Source organism: Pseudomonas mediterranea CFBP 5447, from assembly GCF_000774145.1.
In the GTDB taxonomy this organism is placed as follows: Bacteria; Pseudomonadota; Gammaproteobacteria; order Pseudomonadales; family Pseudomonadaceae; genus Aquipseudomonas; species Aquipseudomonas mediterranea.
This window is the reverse complement of record NZ_KN322982.1, coordinates 226,212-244,195: the sequence shown is the minus strand read 5'-3', so window position 1 is coordinate 244,195 and position 17,984 is coordinate 226,212. Positions and strand designations below refer to the sequence as shown.

General features: G+C 62.0%; 13 protein-coding genes. 10 read left to right on the top strand and 3 right to left on the bottom strand.

Annotated features, from left to right (window positions below):
- Positions 1-1,334 (bottom strand): retention module-containing protein (locus N005_RS05315; protein WP_047700060.1); only part of this gene is annotated, 1,334 nt, incomplete at its 3' end.
- A 359-nt stretch (positions 1,335-1,693) separates the two neighbouring features.
- On the opposite strand from N005_RS05315, the gene N005_RS05310 reads away from it, so the two are divergent.
- The 6 genes from N005_RS05310 (at position 1,694) to N005_RS05285 (ending at position 11,200) form a co-directional block, all read left to right on the top strand.
- The gene (locus tag N005_RS05310; protein ID WP_047700058.1) at positions 1,694-3,043 is read left to right on the top strand and encodes a TolC family outer membrane protein; all 1,350 of its coding nucleotides are present in this window, start codon (positions 1,694-1,696) and stop codon (positions 3,041-3,043) included.
- Positions 3,044-3,079: 36 nt separating this feature from the next.
- Positions 3,080-5,236, top strand: coding sequence for a type I secretion system permease/ATPase (locus N005_RS05305; protein ID WP_047700056.1), 2,157 nt, complete (start codon positions 3,080-3,082; stop codon positions 5,234-5,236).
- Complete coding sequence (locus N005_RS05300) at positions 5,226-6,593, top strand: HlyD family type I secretion periplasmic adaptor subunit (protein ID WP_047700054.1); 1,368 nt, start codon at positions 5,226-5,228, stop codon at positions 6,591-6,593. The genes N005_RS05305 and N005_RS05300 overlap by 11 nt, the downstream gene beginning before the upstream one ends.
- 238 nt (positions 6,594-6,831) lie before the next feature.
- Entirely contained in the window at positions 6,832-7,320 is a 489-nt protein-coding gene (locus N005_RS05295; RefSeq protein WP_047700053.1) for a hypothetical protein, read from the top strand.
- Positions 7,313-8,755 carry a TIGR01777 family oxidoreductase gene (locus N005_RS05290; protein ID WP_047700051.1) on the top strand — a complete coding sequence of 481 codons (1,443 nt, stop codon included), beginning with the start codon at positions 7,313-7,315 and terminating at the stop codon, positions 8,753-8,755. The genes N005_RS05295 and N005_RS05290 overlap by 8 nt, the downstream gene beginning before the upstream one ends.
- Before the next feature lie 9 nt (positions 8,756-8,764).
- Entirely contained in the window at positions 8,765-11,200 is a 2,436-nt protein-coding gene (locus N005_RS05285; RefSeq protein ID WP_047700049.1) for a PEP-utilizing enzyme, read from the top strand.
- Positions 11,201-11,217: 17 nt separating this feature from the next.
- On the opposite strand, the gene N005_RS05280 is transcribed toward N005_RS05285, so the two are convergent.
- Positions 11,218-11,907 (bottom strand): NYN domain-containing protein, encoded by a 690-nt coding sequence (locus N005_RS05280; protein WP_047700048.1) that lies wholly within the window; start codon positions 11,905-11,907, stop codon positions 11,218-11,220.
- 477 nt (positions 11,908-12,384) lie between these two features.
- On the opposite strand from N005_RS05280, the gene N005_RS05275 reads away from it, so the two are divergent.
- Genes N005_RS05275 through N005_RS05260 form a run of 4 tightly spaced genes read left to right on the top strand, consistent with a single transcriptional unit; the run spans position 12,385 to position 17,079 of the window.
- Positions 12,385-13,164, top strand: coding sequence for an efflux RND transporter periplasmic adaptor subunit (locus tag N005_RS05275; RefSeq protein WP_047700046.1), 780 nt, complete (start codon positions 12,385-12,387; stop codon positions 13,162-13,164).
- Entirely contained in the window at positions 13,161-14,480 is a 1,320-nt protein-coding gene (locus N005_RS05270) for an efflux RND transporter periplasmic adaptor subunit (RefSeq protein WP_047700044.1), read from the top strand. The genes N005_RS05275 and N005_RS05270 overlap by 4 nt, the downstream gene beginning before the upstream one ends.
- A gap of 1 nt (position 14,481) precedes the next feature.
- Entirely contained in the window at positions 14,482-16,578 is a 2,097-nt protein-coding gene (locus tag N005_RS05265) for an efflux RND transporter periplasmic adaptor subunit (RefSeq protein ID WP_047700042.1), read from the top strand.
- 9 nt (positions 16,579-16,587) lie between these two features.
- Complete coding sequence (locus N005_RS05260; RefSeq protein WP_047700040.1) at positions 16,588-17,079, top strand: GNAT family N-acetyltransferase; 492 nt, start codon at positions 16,588-16,590, stop codon at positions 17,077-17,079.
- Between the two features lie 152 nt (positions 17,080-17,231).
- On the opposite strand, the gene N005_RS05255 is transcribed toward N005_RS05260, so the two are convergent.
- Complete coding sequence (locus N005_RS05255) at positions 17,232-17,819, bottom strand: phage tail protein (RefSeq protein ID WP_047700038.1); 588 nt, start codon at positions 17,817-17,819, stop codon at positions 17,232-17,234.
- Between the last annotated feature and the right edge of the window lie 165 nt (positions 17,820-17,984).

Here is a 17,984-nt window from a genome sequence, read left to right as displayed (position 1 = left end):
TACACGTCGTTGCCGACGGCCACGTCCAACGTACCTGCACTTGCGCCGGCTTCGATGGTGATGGTTTTGCCGCTGTCGAGGGTGACCGTTACAGGACCATTTTGCGCAGTGACCGGATTGCCTTTGGCATCGGTCAGGGTCGCGGTGTAAGTGATCGTGCCGTTTTCATTGACGGTCGGCGTAGCAGTCAGCGTCACGGTCGTGGTGTCGATCGAGTCGGTGATGGTAGTGACCGCTGGCGCGGTGCTCGGCACCAGGTTCTCGAAGTTGCCGCCAGTTGCACCAGTGATGGTAGTGCTGACAGTGCTGCCATTGTTGTAGACGTCGTTGGCCGGCGTCTCGACGTTGACGGTACCGGTGGTCTGACCCGCAGCGATGGTGATGACCGAGCCATTGCTCAAGGTCACGGTCACTGGTGTTTGCGCCGGGTTGGTCAAGGTCGCGGTATAGGTGATCTGGCCACCTTCGGTCACCGTTTCGCCTGCGGTCAGGGTGATGTTGGTGGTGTCGATGGTGTCGGTGATCTGGGTCACGGCTGGCGTGGTGGGCACGGTCACGGCAATGCCGCTGCCACCGGTGGTGCCGGTCACGGTCACGCTGATCTGGCTTGGGTCGTTGTAGACGGTGTCGTTCGGTGCCAGTGGGACGTTGACGCTGCCGGTGGTCTGGCCGGCGGAAATCACGATCACCGAGCCATTGGACAGCGTTACCGTCAGGTCGGTCAGGGGCGCCTGGGTCACGGTCGCGGTATAGACCAGCACGCCGCCGGCTTCGGTCAGGGTCGGGGTGGCGCTCAGCGTCAGCGTCGCATTGATCAGGGTGTTGGCAGTGGTATTGGCGTTGGCGTTAGTGGCCAGGCCGGTGATGTTGTTGTCAGTGGTTGCGGCCGTGCTCAAGCCTTCGGTCGGGAAACCGACAGTCGGGTCGACGCTGCCGGCCGTGGCATCCAGCACCACGACGCTGTGGCCGCCCCCGGCGGAACCACCGGCACTCGCTTCGCCAGCTCCGGCGGCGGTGGCTTCCAGGGCGGTGGTCGGGTCGGCACCGGCGGCGATGGCTTGTTGCAGTTCTTCTACCGATGGCGCGGCCTGGGCAGTGGCCTGCGCTAGGTCTGTGGAAGAGTCCGGGGCGTTGGCGCTCCACTGGGTGTCCCGGCCCAGGTCGAGGGTGCGACCATCGGCCAGTTCCAAGGTGACGGCACCGGCTGGGCCGGTGTCCAACTGATCGCCCGTGAACAGACGATCGCCTTCAATGAGTACACGCCGGATACCCTCCGGGGATACGGCGAAAACCTGACCGACAATGCTTTTGACGACGGCAATAACGCTGCTCATTGAAGACTCTCCGGGTGCCACGTTCAGTAAACTTCCATGGGCCCGCCAGCTATGGGCATCGGCGGTCTGGACGTTTTGGCTTTAACTTGATAAGGGTATTTGACGCTCTGCTGTGTCAATATTTTGGCTGTCGATCCAGTGTTTTTTGTTTCTGCCAAACTATTGACCTTCTGCCGGCCATCCTAAACAATCGGTCAGGTAATGTCACATTGATATTTAAGCGGCGACCTGTTCTTTCGGTGCAAGTTTCAGTACCAGTTTCGAACTTTCCGACATACGGTCATTCCGGTTGCCATCATCCGATGCAGCGCCTCGTTTCGCTGTGATCCAAGACAAGCGTTTCAGGAAAAAAACACACCATGCGTTCGCATTTGTTCATGGCTTTACCCTTCGCTCTCGCCGCCAGTTTCGTACAAGCACAAACCTTGCCGCAGGCCATGCAACAGGCATTGGACGTGCACCCTGAAATCCAGGCCGGGGTGAACAGCCGCCTGGCGGCGGACTACCAGCTCAAGGCGGCGAAGGGCGGTTACCTGCCTAGGGTCGACCTTGCAGCCGGATACGGTCGCGAAGGCACCGACAGTGTCACCACCCGCTCGGGCAGCAACAATCATTGGGAAACCCTGAACCGTAGCGAGTCGAGCCTGCGTGTGACGCAAATGGTTTTTGACGGTTTTGCGACGTCCAGCGAAGTGGGGCGTCAACAAGCCACCGTTAATGCCCGTGCCTATTCGCTGCTCGATACCTCCGAGCGCACCGGCCTGACCGTGGCCCAGGTTTACCTGGATGTGCTGACCCGTCGCGAGTTCGTGCGCCTGGCCGAGGAGAACCTCAAGAGCCACGAGCGCATCTTCGATCAGATCAAGCTGCGCACCGAGCGCGGCGTGGGCAACCGTGCCGACCACGACCAGGCCGAAGCACGCGTGGCCCAGGCCCGCAACAACCTGATCACCGAACAGACCAACCTGGCCGACGCCGAAACCAACTACCTCAGTGCCGTGGGGCAATTGCCCGACCAACTGGAGCGTCCCGCCGATTTTATGGCGCTGTTGCCGGCCAACCTGACGGAAGCCCGCGCCCAGATGCTGGAGAACAGCCCGGTATTGCGTTCGGCTGAAGCGGACATCGTCGCCACCGAGAAACAGTACGAAGCCGCCAAGTCGAGCTTCTATCCACGCTTTGACGCCGAGTTGGGCCGCACCGCCGACAACGACCTGGACGGCCAGAACGGTCATAACAACGAATGGCAGGCCATGCTGCGCATGCGATTCAACCTGTATGCCGGCGGCAGCAACAAGGCCGACCTGGAATCCAAGTCCTACCTGTCCAACCAGGCCCTGGACATCCGTAACAACGCCTTGCGCCAATTGACCGAAGAGCTGGGCCTGGCCTGGAACGCCCTCAACAACGCCAACGCCCAGGTACCGATCGCCCAGCAATACGTGGACCGCAGCGCCAACGTACGCAACGCCTACCAGAAGCAGTTCAGCCTCGGCGAGCGGACCCTGCTCGACTTGCTCGACAGCGAAAACGAGCTGTTCAGCGCTTCCCGGCGATTGGCGGAAATCAAGAACGTGCAGCTGTTCACCCAGTATCGGATCAAGGCAACCATGGGTGAATTGCTCAAAAGTCAGGGAGTCGTCGCGCCGTTGGCATCCGTTGTGCAGAACGACGTGAAACCCAAGGTCCAGTTACCTGGGATGAATTGAAAATCCATCCAGTTTGATCAGTAAAGAGTGCAGAGCGTGGAATCAGAAGTCAGTCGAGTCGAACTAGTCCATGACCCGCGCACGCTGCACGACGACCCGTTGCTGGACGGGTTGCTGGCGCTCTGCATGCTGCATCAGAAACCGGCCAGCGCGGCGATGCTCACCACCGGCCTGCCGCTGCCCAAGCAGCGGCTGAGCGTCGATTTATTGTCGCGTGCGGCGGCACGGGCCGGTTTACAGGGCCGGGTGCTGCAACGCCGGCTCGAGCAGATCCCGACCATTGCCATGCCGGCCCTGTTGCTGCTCAAGGATGGTCGCAGTGCGGTATTGCTGGGCTGGGTCGGCGACGACCAGGCGCGGCTGCTGCTCAGCGAAAGCGACGGCGGAGAAGTGACGGTCAGCCGCGAGCTGCTGGCCGACGACTACAGTGGCAAGGTTTTCTTCGCCCAACCCCAGCACAAATTCGATGTGAACCACGGCACGCTCATTCCCCGGGCGCGTTCGTGGTTTCGCGACACCCTCAAGCGTTCCCGTTGGCTGTATGCCGATGCGATTGCCGCCAGCCTTCTGATCAACATCATCGCCATGGCTGCGCCGCTGTTCGTGATGAACGTCTATGACCGCGTGGTGCCAAACCAGGCCGAGTCGACCTTGTGGGTGTTGGCCATCGGCATTACCGGTGCCTATCTGTTCGACCTGATCCTGAAGATGTTGCGCAGCCTGTGCCTGGACCTGGCGGGCAAGAAAACCGACCTGATCATTTCCGCCACGCTGTTCGAGCGAATCGTCGGCATGGCGATGAAGTACCGTCCGGCACGGGTCGGCAGCTTTGCCCAGAACATCCATGAGTTCCAGAGCCTGCGGGACTTCCTCGCCTCGCTGACCTTGACCAGCCTGATCGATCTGCCATTCACCCTGTTGATCTTCATGGTCATCGCGATTATCGGCGGACACCTGGTGTGGATTCCGGTGTTGGCTTTCCCTATTGCCTTGTTGATCGGCTACGCCTTGCAGAAGCCCCTGGTGGCGACCATGGAGAGAACCATGGCCCTGGGCGCCGAGCGCCAGTCCAGCCTGATCGAGACCCTTGCCGGCCTGGATGCGGTGAAGGTCAACAACGCCGAGAGCGAGCGCCAATACCAATGGGAGCAGACTATCGGCACCCTCAGCCGTCTCGAACTGCGGGTAAAAATGCTCTCCGGGCTGGCGATGAACATCACTTTGTTGATCCAGCAGTTGGCTGGCGTGGTCATGATCGTCTTCGGTGTCTACCTGATCATCGCCGGTAACCTGAGCATGGGTGGGCTGGTTGCCTGCTACATGCTCAGTGGCCGCGCCCTCAGCCCGTTGGCGTCGCTGTCGGGCCTGCTGACCCGCTATCAGCAGGCGCGGGTGACGATGACGTCCGTCGACCAGATGATGGAGCTGCCCCAGGAGCGCAATTTCGAAGAGCGTCCGCTGAGCCGCAAGGTCCTGCAGGGCGCCATCGAGTGCCGGCAACTGAATTTCACTTATCCGAACCAGCAGAACGCCGCGCTGAAGAACATCAACCTGGTGATCAAGCCCGGTGAAAAAATCGGCATCATCGGCCGCAGCGGTTCGGGCAAGAGCTCCCTGGCGAAGTTGCTCGTGGGCCTTTACCAGCCGGACGATGGCGCCTTGCTGGTGGACGGCGTGGACATCCGCCAGATCGATGTCAGCGAGTTGCGCTACAACATCGGCTATGTCCCCCAGGACATTCAGCTGCTGGCCGGTACCTTGCGGGACAACCTGACCTCAGGGGCCCGTTATGTCGAAGACGAGTTGGTGCTCCAGGCCGCCGAACTGGCGGGCGTGCATGAGTTCGCCCGTCTGCATCCCCAGGGTTATGAGCTACAGGTTGGCGAGCGCGGGCAGAACCTGTCCGGCGGCCAGCGCCAGAACGTTGCCCTGGCTCGGGCGCTGCTGCTCAACCCACCGATCCTGCTGCTCGATGAGCCCACCAGCGCCATGGACAACACCGGTGAGGAGCGCCTCAAGCAGCGCCTGGCCGCTGTGGTGGAGAACAAGACCGTGCTGCTGGTGACGCACCGGGCATCCTTGCTGTCGCTGGTGGATCGCCTGCTGGTGATCGACCGCGGGCAGATCCTGGCCGACGGCCCGAAAGCTGCCGTAATGGAAGCGTTGAAGAAGGGGCAGATCAGTGTTGCTTAAGTCGGGTTTCAAGGATTCCGTGGGCCGTTATTTCAAAGGCTCCGCTTCGCTTCGCGGACAACCTCTGCCGGAGGTCAACAAGGCCTTGATCGAAGACGCTCCGCGGGTGGTGCGCCTGACGATCTGGGGCATCATTGCGTTCTTCGTGTTCCTGGTGCTGTGGGCCAACTTCGCCGTGGTCGACGAAGTGACCAAGGGCGACGGCAAGGCCATTCCGTCGTCCAAAGTCCAGAAGATCCAGAACCTGGAGGGCGGCATCGTCGCCGAGCTGTTCGTCAAGGAAGGGCAGATCGTCGAGGCCGGTGCGCCTTTGATTCGCCTGGACGACACGCGGTTTGTCTCGAATGTGGGGGAAACCGAGGCGGATCGCCTGTCCATGCTGTTGCGGGTCGAACGATTGAGTGCCGAGGTCGACGACCGGCCGCTGAACTTCCCGGCCGACGTACTCAAGGCGGTGCCAGGTCAGGCCGCCAGTGAAGAGTCGCTGTACATCAGCCGTCGCCAGCAGTTGCACGATGAAATCGGCGGTTTGCAGGAACAGCTGGTGCAGCGTCAGCAGGAGTTGCGCGAGTTCGTTTCGAAGCAGGCGCAGTACCGTTCCGGCCTGGCCTTGCAACGCCAGGAAATCAACATGTCCGAGCCACTGGTGGCCCAGGGTGCGGTCTCGCCGGTGGAAGTGCTGCGGCTCAAGCGCGCTGAAGTCGAGACCCGCGGGCAGCTGGATGCCACGACCCTGGCGATTCCTCGGGCCGAATCGGCGATCAAGGAAGTGCAACGCAAGATCGACGAGACCCGTGGCAAATTCCGCAGCGAAGCGCTGACCCAGCTCAACGAGGCACGCACCGACCTGAACAAGGCCCAGGCGACCGGCAAGGCCCTGGAGGACCGCGTAAGCCGCACCCTGGTAACGTCGCCGGTGCGAGGGATCGTCAACAAAATGCTGGTGAACACCATCGGTGGCGTGATCCAGCCCGGCAGCGACCTGGTGGAAATCGTGCCTTTGGACGACACCCTCCTGGTGGAAGCGAAAATCCGTCCCCAGGACATTGCCTTCCTGCACCCTGGCCAGGACGCCACGGTGAAATTCACCGCGTATGACTACACCATCTACGGTGGGCTGAAAGCCAAGCTGGAACAGATCGGTGCTGACACCGTCACCGACGAAGACAAGAAAACCACCTACTACATCATCAAGCTGCGCACCGAGCGCAGCCACCTGGGCACCGATGACAAACCGCTGTTGATCATCCCGGGCATGGTGGCCTCGGTGGACATCATCACCGGCAAGAAAACCGTGCTCAGCTACCTGCTCAAGCCCATCATCAAGGCCCGTGCCGAGGCATTGCACGAGCGGTAATGCCTCAGACCTTGCCTGATGCTGAAGCTTCCTACGGATTTGTTGCTGACGCTCCGCCATCGCGAGCAGGCTCGCTCCCACATGGCCTGTGATGACTGTGAAATCTGCGGCCACACCCATCCTCTGTGGGAGCGAGCCTGCTCGCGATGGCCGACTTCAACCCACACCAAATAGCCAGGTAAAACCACTTCCAGTTCCTTTAGACTTGCGACTCCCAAGCAAGCCTTCAGGACACGGAATGCCAGCCCCTCCCAGCCCCCTTCGCAAAGCCCTGGTCGCTTGGCTATACGCTGCTGCCCTTACGCATCTGCTGGTCAGCCTCGTGTTGACCTGGGCAGGGCATTCGGGCCTGCTCGACGGCTATCTGCAAACCATCGAACACGCGTTCTGGTCCGATGCGGCGGTACCTTCGGTTGCCCGGGCGCAGCAGGTCTGGTGGCTGGCGCTGTTCGGCGCCACGTTGCAAAGTTATTCGCTGTACATGCTGGCCCTCGTCCATATCGGCAATCGGCTGAGGAGCGCGATGCCTTGGGGATGGTTGATCGCCGGCATCGTGATCTGGGCGCCCCAGGACATGTTGCTTTCCGCCCAGGCGCAGGTCTGGTCGCATCTATGGTTCGATGGCCTTGCCCTGTTTGCATTGCTGCCGCCGCTGTTCTGGCTTTACCGTCATGATCGCTGCAAGCCCCTCGTCGACCACCCGCTGAGCAAGCCGAACCATGCCTGATTTTTCTCTCCTCGACTGGGCGATCATCTTGTTGATTGCCCAGGCTGTCCTGGGTGCGCTGGATACCCTCTACCACCATGAACTGACCGTCGCGCTGCCCTATCGCCACAGCGCCCGCTTGGAGCTGTCGATCCACGCCTTGCGGTCGTGTTTCTACGGGATCCTGTTCCTGGGTATCGCCCATCTGGCTTTCCAGGGGGTATGGGCAATCGGCATCGGGTTGTTGTTCGCCCTGGAGATCGGCCTGACGCTCTGGGATTTCGTGGTCGAGGACCGCAGCCGCAAGCTGCCGGCCATCGAGCGCATCATGCACACGGTACTGGCGGTCAACGGCGGGGCGTTCTTCGCGCTGTACGGGGTGCAACTGGCGCAATGGGCGAGTTTGCCTACCGGCTTGGGCGCGCTCGATCTCGGCTGGCGTGGCTGGTTGCTGACACTGTTTGCCATCGGTGTCAGCGCTTCGGGTATCCGTGACGGGCTGGCGGCGCTGCGCATGCAACGCCAGGGCAAATCCGCCAATCCGTTCGCGGGCGGCACCCATAAGCGCGTGTTGGTGACCGGCGGTACTGGGTTTATCGGGGAGACGCTGGTCAATCAATTGCTCGATGCCGGACACACCGTCAGCGTGTTGGCCCGGGATCCGTTGAAAGCGGCCTATCTGTTCGATGGCCGTGCCCGTTGCCTGCGTTCGCTGAGCAAGCTGGGCCATGACGAAATCTTCGACGTGGTGATCAATCTGGCGGGGGCGCCGGTGGCCGGTCCGCGCTGGAGCCCCCGGCGCCAGGCGCAACTGATCGCCAGCCGGGTCAATACCACTGAAGCGTTGCTGACCTGGCTGAAGAACGCCCGGAACAAACCGACGCTGTGGGTCCAGGCCTCGGCCATCGGCTTTTATGGTGTGCGTGATGCCAGTGAGAGCCTGGACGAGCATGCCGCCAAGGGCGATGGCTTCATGGCCGAGCTCTGTGCGCGGTGGGAAGCGGCGGCGCGGCCTGCCGTCGAATTGGGCCTGCGGCAGGTGGTGATGCGCCTGGGCGTGGTCTTTGGTCCGGGCGGTGCGCTGTTGCCTTTGCTGATTCCGTTTCGCCTGGGGTTCGGTGGGCGGATGGGCGATGGTCGGCAGATCATGAGCTGGATACACCGCGACGATGTGATCCAGGTGATCGCCCGGGCGTTCGACGATGAGAGCCTGAGCGGTACTTACAACCTGGTGGCGCCGGACACGGTCAGCCAGGGAGAGTTTGCCGAGCGTGTCGGTCAGGTTCTCAAGCGCCCGGTCTGGTTTCACATCCCTGCCGCACCGGTGCGAGCCCTGGCAGGGGAGATGGCCCAGTTGTTTTTCGACGGCCAACGTGTGGTGCCAAGCCGTCTCACTGACGCCGGGTATCGGTTCCGTTACCCGACCCTCGACGCTGCCCTGCGCGATCTGGCCTGAGGACCGCTCATGAGCAAGCCCTTGATGTACCTGCTGGCCGGTAACGGCAGCGCCGCCGATTGGTGGGATGATGCGTTGCCGCACTTCGAGCACTACGAGGTGCTGCCGTTGGAACTGCCCGGCTTCGGCAATCATCCTCAGGCGCCTTGCGAAGACCTGGCCGCCTACGCCCAGGCTTTGCTGGAGATGACGGTCCAGGGCAGCGCGATCACCGCAGTCGGGGTGAATGCGCTGCTGGTATTGCATGCCTTGCAGCGTCAGCCAGGGCATTTCTGTCGCAGTGTATTGTTGGCCCCGGTTGGAGCCTTTTTATGGCAGCGCCGCCTGCCGGCATTGATGTCGCCCTTGCCGCTGCGCAAAACCATTCATTGGCTGTTGGCAAACCAACCGACGCTGTTTGCCCGCAAATTTTCCAACCGGACCTGGACGCCTGCGCAGTACCGGCGCATGGGTGCCGGGTACGCCCGCTGTCGGGCGTTCGTGCCGCACTGGGATCTGGTGCGCGCGGACACCGCGCTGCCACTGCTGGAGTGGGTCACCGACCCGGTCGAACTGGTCTGGGGCGATCAGGACAATGTACTGGGCATCGAGCAGGCCGCGGCGTGGTCAGCCATTCTCGCTCGCGCCGATCTGACCATCAGCCTGAAACCCGGCTGGGGTCACTATCCGTGGATTGATGCGCCGGCCGAATTCGCTAAGTGGCTGGAGTCGGGCGAGCGAGGATTCGTCGCCCATACCAAGGGTGGGCGCTTGCGCCTGGCGGCGCTGGCCGGGCAAGCGGTACCCCCGGCACTGTCGCTTAACAACTGCCACGATCCGCGCTTGTCGTCGTTCCTCGACGGCCAATCGGACGTCCTCTGGGCGGTGCGCTCGTCCAGTTATGGCGAAGACCAGGCCGATGCGGCGAATGCGGGCCTGAGTACCACTTTCTTGCGTGTAGCGACGCAGGATGTGCCGGGTCGCGTTGCCGAGCTGAGTGCAACGGGGGTCGAGGAAGTGGTAGTGCAGCGGTTCATCACGCCGCGGCTGTCCGGGATCGCCTTCGTCCGTCATCTGGCTGTCGAACTGGAGTGGGTCGAAGGTCATCTCGAATCGTTGGCCGACGGTCAGGCGAGCCCCGAACGCGCGATCATTTCCCGCCTGGGTGAGGCGTGGAACAGCGACACGTTCAAGCCATCCCACGGCCTGACCGCCGATCTGCTGTGGCGATTCCTGCAAGGCGTGCTGCGGGTGTTCCACTACGTGCCCGGTGACGTTGAATGGGCCTGGGACGGCAAACAACTCTGGCTGCTGCAATACCGGCCGATCAGCGATTACGGCTGGCGTCGACACCTGACCGCCGCCAATATTGCCGAGATCCTGCCGCCGCAACCCAGTGTCCTGGTGGAATACGCCCAGCGCCGTGCTGCGGCGAGCATTCCCGCGATCATGGCGCGTTGGGACTCGCGGATATTGCAGGACAACGAGCCCTTTACCGCAGTATTCGGCGGTGCTTCCTACATCAACAACGACCTGTTTCTCGCGCGCCTGGCGGACTGGGGCATCAGCGCCAGCAACTACGCGGGTGAGGTCGGCGGCGCGACACCGCATCTGCCTTGGCGACCGCTGCGCCTGCTCCGTTCGCTGCCGTTGTTCCTGCGCATGCAGCGCATCGCCCGTGGGCATCTGCCGACGTTGGAAAACGGTTTACGGCGCTTCGACCGGGAACTCTCCGAGCTGACCGAACAGGGGGCCGATGGGCAACAATTGGCCGACTGGTTCACCCGTTTCTACGTATTCGTGGTCCAGGGCAACCTATGCATCGCCACCGCATTGGCCAGCAGCGGTGGCGACTGGCTGGGACGGCCCCCGACCGCCTATGACAACCTGGAATCCGCCCCGCATCGGCTGCCTTGGGAAACCGACCCGGCTACGCCGCGTCCGGCACCGACCGAGTTGCCGCTGCAGGCGTTTCCCCAATGGCCTTTGGCGGTGCGCCTGGCCCATTCGAGTGGCCTGCCTGGATTGCGCGGTTACTACCTGCAAGTGCGTGAGTGGTATCGCGACAACCTCATGCGGATTTTCTTTCGCTTGCATCACGCCATGCTGGCGGTCGAACGGGCCCATTGGTTCGCACCGCATCCGGACATACGCAGTCGGGAAGGCAGCTTCTGGCAGGATGGTCGCGAGGGCACCGAACAAGCGAGTGGATTCCTGATCTACCCGGGACAGGTGCAAGGCATCCTGGGCGAGGATATTCTGCTTGAAGAAACCCTGGACCCAGGTCGCCATGCACACTATCAAAACGCCCGGGCAGTGATTGCGCGTATGGGCGGACGCTTGTCCCACGGCTCGACCTTGCTGCGCGAACTGCGCAAGCCCTCGGCGGTTTTGCCACAGGTGAATGCGGCCTGGCTGGGGCGCGAGGTGCTTTATCGGGATGGGGAGTTGACGTTGGTGGAGTAGGACGCGGCGGGATGTGGTTACCAGTAATCAGGTTTGATGGCGGGTGCCTTATGGGTAGGGACCCGATTGGGGAATTGGTGGGCTTGGAGCTCGTCACAAGTGACAACGCGGCGCATCCAGTGGGCGTGTTCTTTTAGGGAACCGGGGGCAAGGCGTTTGGAGCCGGTTCGGTAGGGGAGCACTATGCCAATCCTGAGGTGAGGAAAATCTTCTCGAACGGCCCTCAAGGCTGGTGCCATGTCAGTGTCGCCAGACACCAGCACAAGCTGCTCGACACGATCTCCCCAGGGCAACATCTCTTGTCTGGAAGCTACGCGATACATGCTGATTGCAATGTGGACATCCGTTTCCTTTTCTTCAAGCTTCCAGATAGCAACCGTATCCTGGCGTGAGGCATTGATCTTTTTACTGATAAAACGGGGCGCATTGGCTCGTTCGAGCTGATGGCGTCCGTAGTGGACGGTAACCTGGTTGGCCTTCAGGGCACGGACATAGGCGTCTTGAGCTTCTTTGGAGACGATCCCTCGCGTTGCCAATTCCGGTTTGACGGAGGACGTGAAGTAGTCAACGGAGGCAAGTGAACTCTGAGGGTTCTCGACCCGGGCTATGTGCGCCAGCAACTGCCCCAAGTTCAACCATTTATAAGGTGTACCGGCGAGCAACCCATAAAAAACGTTATAGCCGTCAACAAAAAAAGCGGTGCGCACAAACTCAATCCCCAGAAACGAAAAAACCGGCCGAAGCCGGTGTTTTCACCCCAACGGCCAGAGAACTTAATCTCTGCGTACGGGGTTGAGCAGTGAGCAAATCCTAATCCTGAGGTGATCCTGCGTCAACCGTGGACGGGTAAGCTCCAGCACCGGCAGGTTGAGTGTTGTGCGGCTTTATGGCGTGGAGGCAAGGTGTTTTTGTGCCGATTTACCCAAGTGTATTTCAATGATTTTCCGTAAGGTGGGTATTTGCTTAAAGGTTGAACAAAGCCATCACCTATTACTGATTAGAGCGAGCGGATCTGCCTAAACCCCTGTGGGATTTGATACCTGCCAACGTCAGCAAAAAACCAAGCCTCTTTCGGCCCCTCTCTAAACCTTTTTGAAACAAGAGATTTCCCAAACCTGAACGCATCTCCCTTGACGCTCCTCACCGCTGTCGTAGACTCCGACCATCGGCAGGGAGTAGCGGTCATGCAGCGTTTTTGCGGTTGGTTTGTGGGATTGGCCTTTATAACGTGCGCGGTCCAGGCGCAGACGTCTGTCGCGAACGATCCGTTGTTCGAGAGCAACGTGACGGCCGGTGCGCCTGGGGCCAACGAGGCGCGAGGAGTGCTGCGGGCGCGGGATCAGGCCGTGCTGGCCAGTGAGTTGGCCGGACGTATCGTCGAATTGCCGTTCAGTGAGGGCGAGTCGTTCAAGAAGGGCGATACCCTCGCGCGTTTCGATTGTTCGGCCTATCAGGCCCAGCTCAATGCCGCCCAGGCGGCGAGTCGGGGCGCCAATGAGGAGTTGGCGCATAACCGGCAGCTGGAGGCGTTGAAGTCTGTCGGGCGTTTTGAGGTCTCACGGGCCGAGGCTCGGCTCAGCGAGGCCCAGGCGCAATCCCAGGTTTATCAGGTCCAGGTCAAGCGCTGCAGTGTGATCGCACCGTTCGATGGGCAGGTGGTGGCGCGCAAGGTCCAGCGTTATGAGAGCGTGGCGGCCGGTGCGCCGTTGCTGGACGTGGTCGACAACCGCACCCTGGAGATCCATCTGCTGGTGCCGTCGCGCTGGATGGACAGGCTCAAGCCCGGCCAATCCTTCACATTCATTCCCGACGAAACCGGCCGGCCGCTGCAAGCGACGGTCAAGCGCCTCGGCGCGCGTATCGATGAGGGCAGCCAGACGTTGCTGCTGGTGGCGAGCCTGCCTGATGCCAGCGGCTTGCTGTCCGGCATGAGCGGCACGGCGCGTTTCGCGGAGTCCAAGTGAACGCGCCGGTCATGGGTAATGCCGAGCAGGTATTTGCCCGCTTCCTCGATCTGGAACGTCAGACGCGGGCCGCGCGTAACCCGGCGCAACTGAGCTACAGCCTGGTCAACGATGGCCAGGCCCTGTTCGGGTTTCGACACGCCGCGCTGCTGATTGCCGGCAAGGTGCAGGCGGTGACCGGCATCAGTGCCGTGGAACCGAACGCGCCTTTCGTGGCGTTTGTCGAGCAGGCGGTGGCGCAGCTGTTCAAGCAAGGCCAGCTGAAACAGGCTCGGGTGATTGCTGCCGATGGTGTCAGCGAAGCCGTTCAGGCGGACTGGCGAAGCCTGTCGGCCGGGCAGGTATTCTGGCTGCCGTTGATCGATCACAAGGGGCTGGTCTTCGGTGGCCTGTGGCTGGCTCGTGACCAGCCCTGGACGCCGGCCGAACAAGTGTTGCTGTCGCAACTGGGCGACACCTACAGCCACGCGTGGCTGGCGTTGCAACCGCGCAAGCCATGGCGCCTGCGCTGGACCCGCAAGCGCCAGGTCGCGCTGGTGGCGGTGCTGTTGCTGGGCTTGCTGGTGCCGGTGCGCCAGTCGGTGCTGGCCCCGGCCGAAGTGGTGCCGCTGGGCGGCCAGGTGGTGGCGGCGCCGTTGGACGGCGTGATCGCCGAATTCATGGTCAAGCCCAACCAGGCCGTCAAGAACGGCGACCTGTTGCTGCGCTTCGAAAGCACCAGCCTCAAGGCCCAGGCCGATGTGGCAGAACGCGCATTGGACGTGGCCGAGGCGGAACTCAAGGCCAACTCCCAGCGCTCGTTTGCCGACGCCGAATCGAGTTCCAAGATCGATCTCCTGGCCGCTCGCGTCGAGCAGAAACGCGCCGAGCGCAATTATGCCCTCGAGTTGCTCAAACGCAGTGAGGTGCGTGCCGAACGGGATGGCATCGCAGTGTTTGCCGATGTCGAGCGCTGGCTCGGCAAGCCGGTGCAGATCGGCGAGCGCTTGATGGAAATCGCCGACCCTAGTCAAGCTGAGCTGCGTATCGAGCTGGCGGTCGGCGACGCGATAACCCTGGCTCCCGGTGCGCAAGTCGCGTTGTTCCTCGACAGCGATCCGTTGCAGCGGCATGTGGCCTGGCTCGAGCGTTCGGCCTACGAGGCGCAACCCACCGCTGCCGGACAGCTTGCTTATCGACTGGATGCGCGCTTCGACGCCGCGGCACCGCGCATCGGTTTGCGCGGCACGGCGAAAATATTCGGCGATCGTGCGCCGCTGGCACTGTACCTGTTGCGTCGGCCATTGGCTGGCCTGCGCCAGAGCGTAGGCCTGTAGCGTGGACCTGCCGAGCCTGCGGCCGGATCTGCAGCTGTCCCCGGCGGCAGCGGACCCTGATGGTTCGCCTCAATGGACGCTGGCCGATCCGGTGCGCGGGCGCTATTTCAAGCTGGGCGCGGCGGCGATGCGCATGCTGCGGCATTGGTCCCTGGGCGACCCGGAGCGGGTGCTGCAAGCTGCGAACCGTGAGCCGGGCCTGCCCCTCAACGGCGAGTCGCTGGAGCAGTTGCTGGGCTTTCTGCGCGGTCACGATCTGATCAGCGCAATGGATCCGCAACAGCGTGACAGCTATCAATTCAAGACGGCCGCCCGGCGTCAGAGCCTGTGGCAGATCCTGTTGCATCAATACCTGTTTTTCCGGATCCCGCTGTGGCGTCCGGACGCCTTTCTCAACCGCGCCTGGCCCTGGCTGGCACGGTTCGGGCCCAAGATCCTGCGCTATGGGCTGCCGCTGACCCTGGGTGCCGGGATTTTCCTGGTATCACGGGATTGGCAGCGGTTCCTGGCGACTTTTCCACACCTGTTCAGCCTGGGCGGTGCGCTTGCGTTCGGGGTGGCGTTGTTTTTCGCCAAGCTGTGCCATGAGTTCGGCCATGCCTTCATGGCCAAGCGCGCCGGTTGCCGGGTGCAAAGCATGGGGGTGGCGTTCATGGTGCTGCTGCCGATGTTCTATACCGATGTCAGCGACGCCTGGCGGATCAATGATCGTCGGGCCCGATTGCTGATTGGCGCCGGCGGCGTGCTGGCGGAGCTGCTACTGGCGTGCATCGCCCTGCTGGCCTGGTCGTTATTGGCCGATGGGCCGGCCCGCACTGCCGCGTTCATGCTGGCCAGCGCCACCTGGATCACCACGCTGATCATCAACCTGAATCCCTTCATGCGCTTCGACGGGTACTTCCTGCTCAGCGATTTCTGGGCGGTGGATAACCTTCAAGGCCGGGCATTCGCCTTGTGTCGCTGGCGCTTGCGCGAAGCCTTGTTCGGTTACGGCGCGGCGGCGCCGGAGCCCTGGTCGCCGAAGATGCGCCGTCGCTTGCTCGTATGGGGATATGGGTCGTGGTTGTGGCGAGCGGTGTTGTTCTTTGGCATTGCCCTGGCGGTCTATCACCTGTTCTTCAAGGTGCTGGGCATTTTCCTGATGATGGTGGAATTGGTCTGGTTCATTTTCATGCCGATCGTGAATGAGTGGCGACAGTGGTGGCAGCGTCGCGAGCAGGCCCATGGGCCGCGGGTGTTGCTGACCGGATTGGTCTTGCTGGCGCTGATCCTGGCCTTGCTCTTGCCCTGGCGCAGCGCCGTGGAAGTACCGGCGATGCTGGAGGCCGGTCGTGCCAGTGCCTTGTATGCACCGGTGGCGGCACGGGTCAAACAGGTGAATGTGCGCGATGGGCAAGTGGTGGCCCAGGGCGATGTGTTGATTGAACTGGAGTCGCCGGACATGGCGTCACGCCTGAGCATCGTGCGTCGGGAAATCGAGATCCAGCAATTGCAGATGCGTCGTCGGGCCGGCCGTAGCGAAACCGCTGCCGACGCCGGCATTGTCGAGCAGCAACTGGCCGAAGCCGTTGCCGAGTACCGTGGTCTGGTCGCCCAACGTGAGCGACTGTTGCTGCGAGCGCCCCATGCCGGCCAGGTGCGTGACCTGCTACCACAATTGGCGGTGGGCCGCTGGTTGTCACCCACGCAACCGCTGGTGCGGGTGGTGCAGGCCGACTCCCGCCTGCGCGGTTACCTCACCGAGGCCGAGCTTTGGCGGGTCGGACCTGGCGCCACGGGACGATTCATCGCCGATGATCCGATGCACCCGTCGATTGCCGTGCAACTGAATGAAATCGACACCAATGGCACCGCCTGGGTCGAGCAGCAGGCGTTGACGTCCGATCATCATGGGCCGATTGCCGTGCGCCGTGATTCGCAACAGCGCGCAGAGCCTGTGCAGGCGCAATACGGCGTGCGCCTGAGCGCCGTCGATGATGAGGCTGCACCGTCGCAACCGCTGCGGGGAGTCGTGGTGCTGCAGGGGCAGGGCGAATCGATACTGGGAGCGGCCTGGCGTCGGTTGGCGGCGTTGGGTGTAAGGGAAAGCGGATTTTAAGGAGCGTACATGGAGTCAGTAGCGGCAGAGGGACTGGTGGTGCGGCCGTCGCGGGTCAGCGATGGTCCGTTCTTGCAGAGTCTTTATCAGGCGGCGCGGCCGGATCTGCAATGGATCGATGGCGAGCACGAGCAAGTGCAGCAGGTGATCGCCCAGCAGTTCCAGGTACAGGAGCAGGGGTTGGGGGAGAACTTTCCCAACGCCATGCATTACGTCGTGGAAAAACTCGGCACCGCTATCGGCGCGTTAAGCACCGATTTCGGTCCCAATGAAATTCGGGTTCTGTACCTGGCTTTCATCCCCCAGGCCCGCGGACAGGGTTATGGCCGGACGGTGTTGCAAGGCGTGCAGAAAGCCGCGCAACAGATCCGCTGCCCGGTGGCGACCGTGGTCTGGACCAGCAATCCTCACGCACGGCGGCATTACCTGGCGCTGGGCTTCGAAGTCGAGGAGCGCAACCCGGCGGCGGAACGGTTGGTCTGGTATCCGAAAGGCAACTGACAGCTCAACATTCGTTAATGTGTGTGGGATGTTTCTGTGGGAGCAAAGCTTGCTCGCGATAGCGGCAGACCAGTCAATATTGTTGCTGGCTGACTTGCCGCAGTCGCGAGCAAGCTTTGCTCCCACAGGGCCGCTGCCCTGCGATTGGCAAATCAGTTTCGGGATGGAAACAGACCGTTCAAGGCGATGCTGAAGTTGATGACCAGGAATGGGTTCATGATCGCCATCGGCAGTCCATTGCCCGTAGGAGCCACCGTGCCGCTGACCGTGGTGGTCACGCCTTTCAGCGGTACTGGCGACGCACCTAGCTGGTCGGAATAGATATTCGCCGCGCCCGGTCCGGTGCCTGAAGTGCCGATGAAGGAGTTGGCGTTCGTTGGCGCGTTCAGTGGATTGCTGGCCGGGTTCGCCAGTTGCAAGGTGGTTGCGGCGGTGATGCCCGTCAGGGCGTGGGTGTGGTTGGGCAGGTTGTTCAATGTTGCCGTCACGTTTTCAGTGCCGGACGTCTCGCCGATCACACGCGGGGACAGGCCCAGGCCGTTGCCCTGGCCCAAGGGCAATCGGCTTTGCAGGTTGGGCAGCATGAAGTTGGTCTGGCCATTGCCTCCGTAGTAGGTGCCGATCAGTGAGAACAGTGCCTGGTACTGCGAGATGCCGAGCGTCTGCCCGCTACACAACGCCCAGCCGCTGGGGGCGAAGTTAAAGGCAAACGACTGGATAGTGCCCATGAATACTTCCATAGATTCCTCGTCCTTTCAGGTTATCGTTCTGGTATTGCCAGGGGGAAGATTGCATTCAGCCCGGCTCCTTCCCTGGCCTGGTCACGCACGGCTGAGCGTAGACGCGGTTGCCGCGTTTTGCCGGGTGGGATTCGCGGATCGACCACCAAGTCTGTGTGCACCACA

What these genes read in the sequence shown, in the direction of transcription:
- N005_RS05310 (WP_047700058.1), top strand. Translation starts at nt 1,694, where the DNA reads ATGCGTTCGCATTTGTTCATGGCTTTACCCTTCGCTCTCGCCGCCAGT.
- N005_RS05295 (WP_047700053.1), top strand. Translation starts at nt 6,832, where the DNA reads ATGCCAGCCCCTCCCAGCCCCCTTCGCAAAGCCCTGGTCGCTTGGCTA.
- N005_RS05290 (WP_047700051.1), top strand. Translation starts at nt 7,313, where the DNA reads ATGCCTGATTTTTCTCTCCTCGACTGGGCGATCATCTTGTTGATTGCC.
- N005_RS05285 (WP_047700049.1), top strand. Translation starts at nt 8,765, where the DNA reads ATGAGCAAGCCCTTGATGTACCTGCTGGCCGGTAACGGCAGCGCCGCC.
- N005_RS05275 (WP_047700046.1), top strand. Translation starts at nt 12,385, where the DNA reads ATGCAGCGTTTTTGCGGTTGGTTTGTGGGATTGGCCTTTATAACGTGC.
- N005_RS05260 (WP_047700040.1), top strand. Translation starts at nt 16,588, where the DNA reads ATGGAGTCAGTAGCGGCAGAGGGACTGGTGGTGCGGCCGTCGCGGGTC.
- N005_RS05255 (WP_047700038.1), bottom strand. Translation starts at nt 17,819, where the DNA reads ATGGAAGTATTCATGGGCACTATCCAGTCGTTTGCCTTTAACTTCGCC.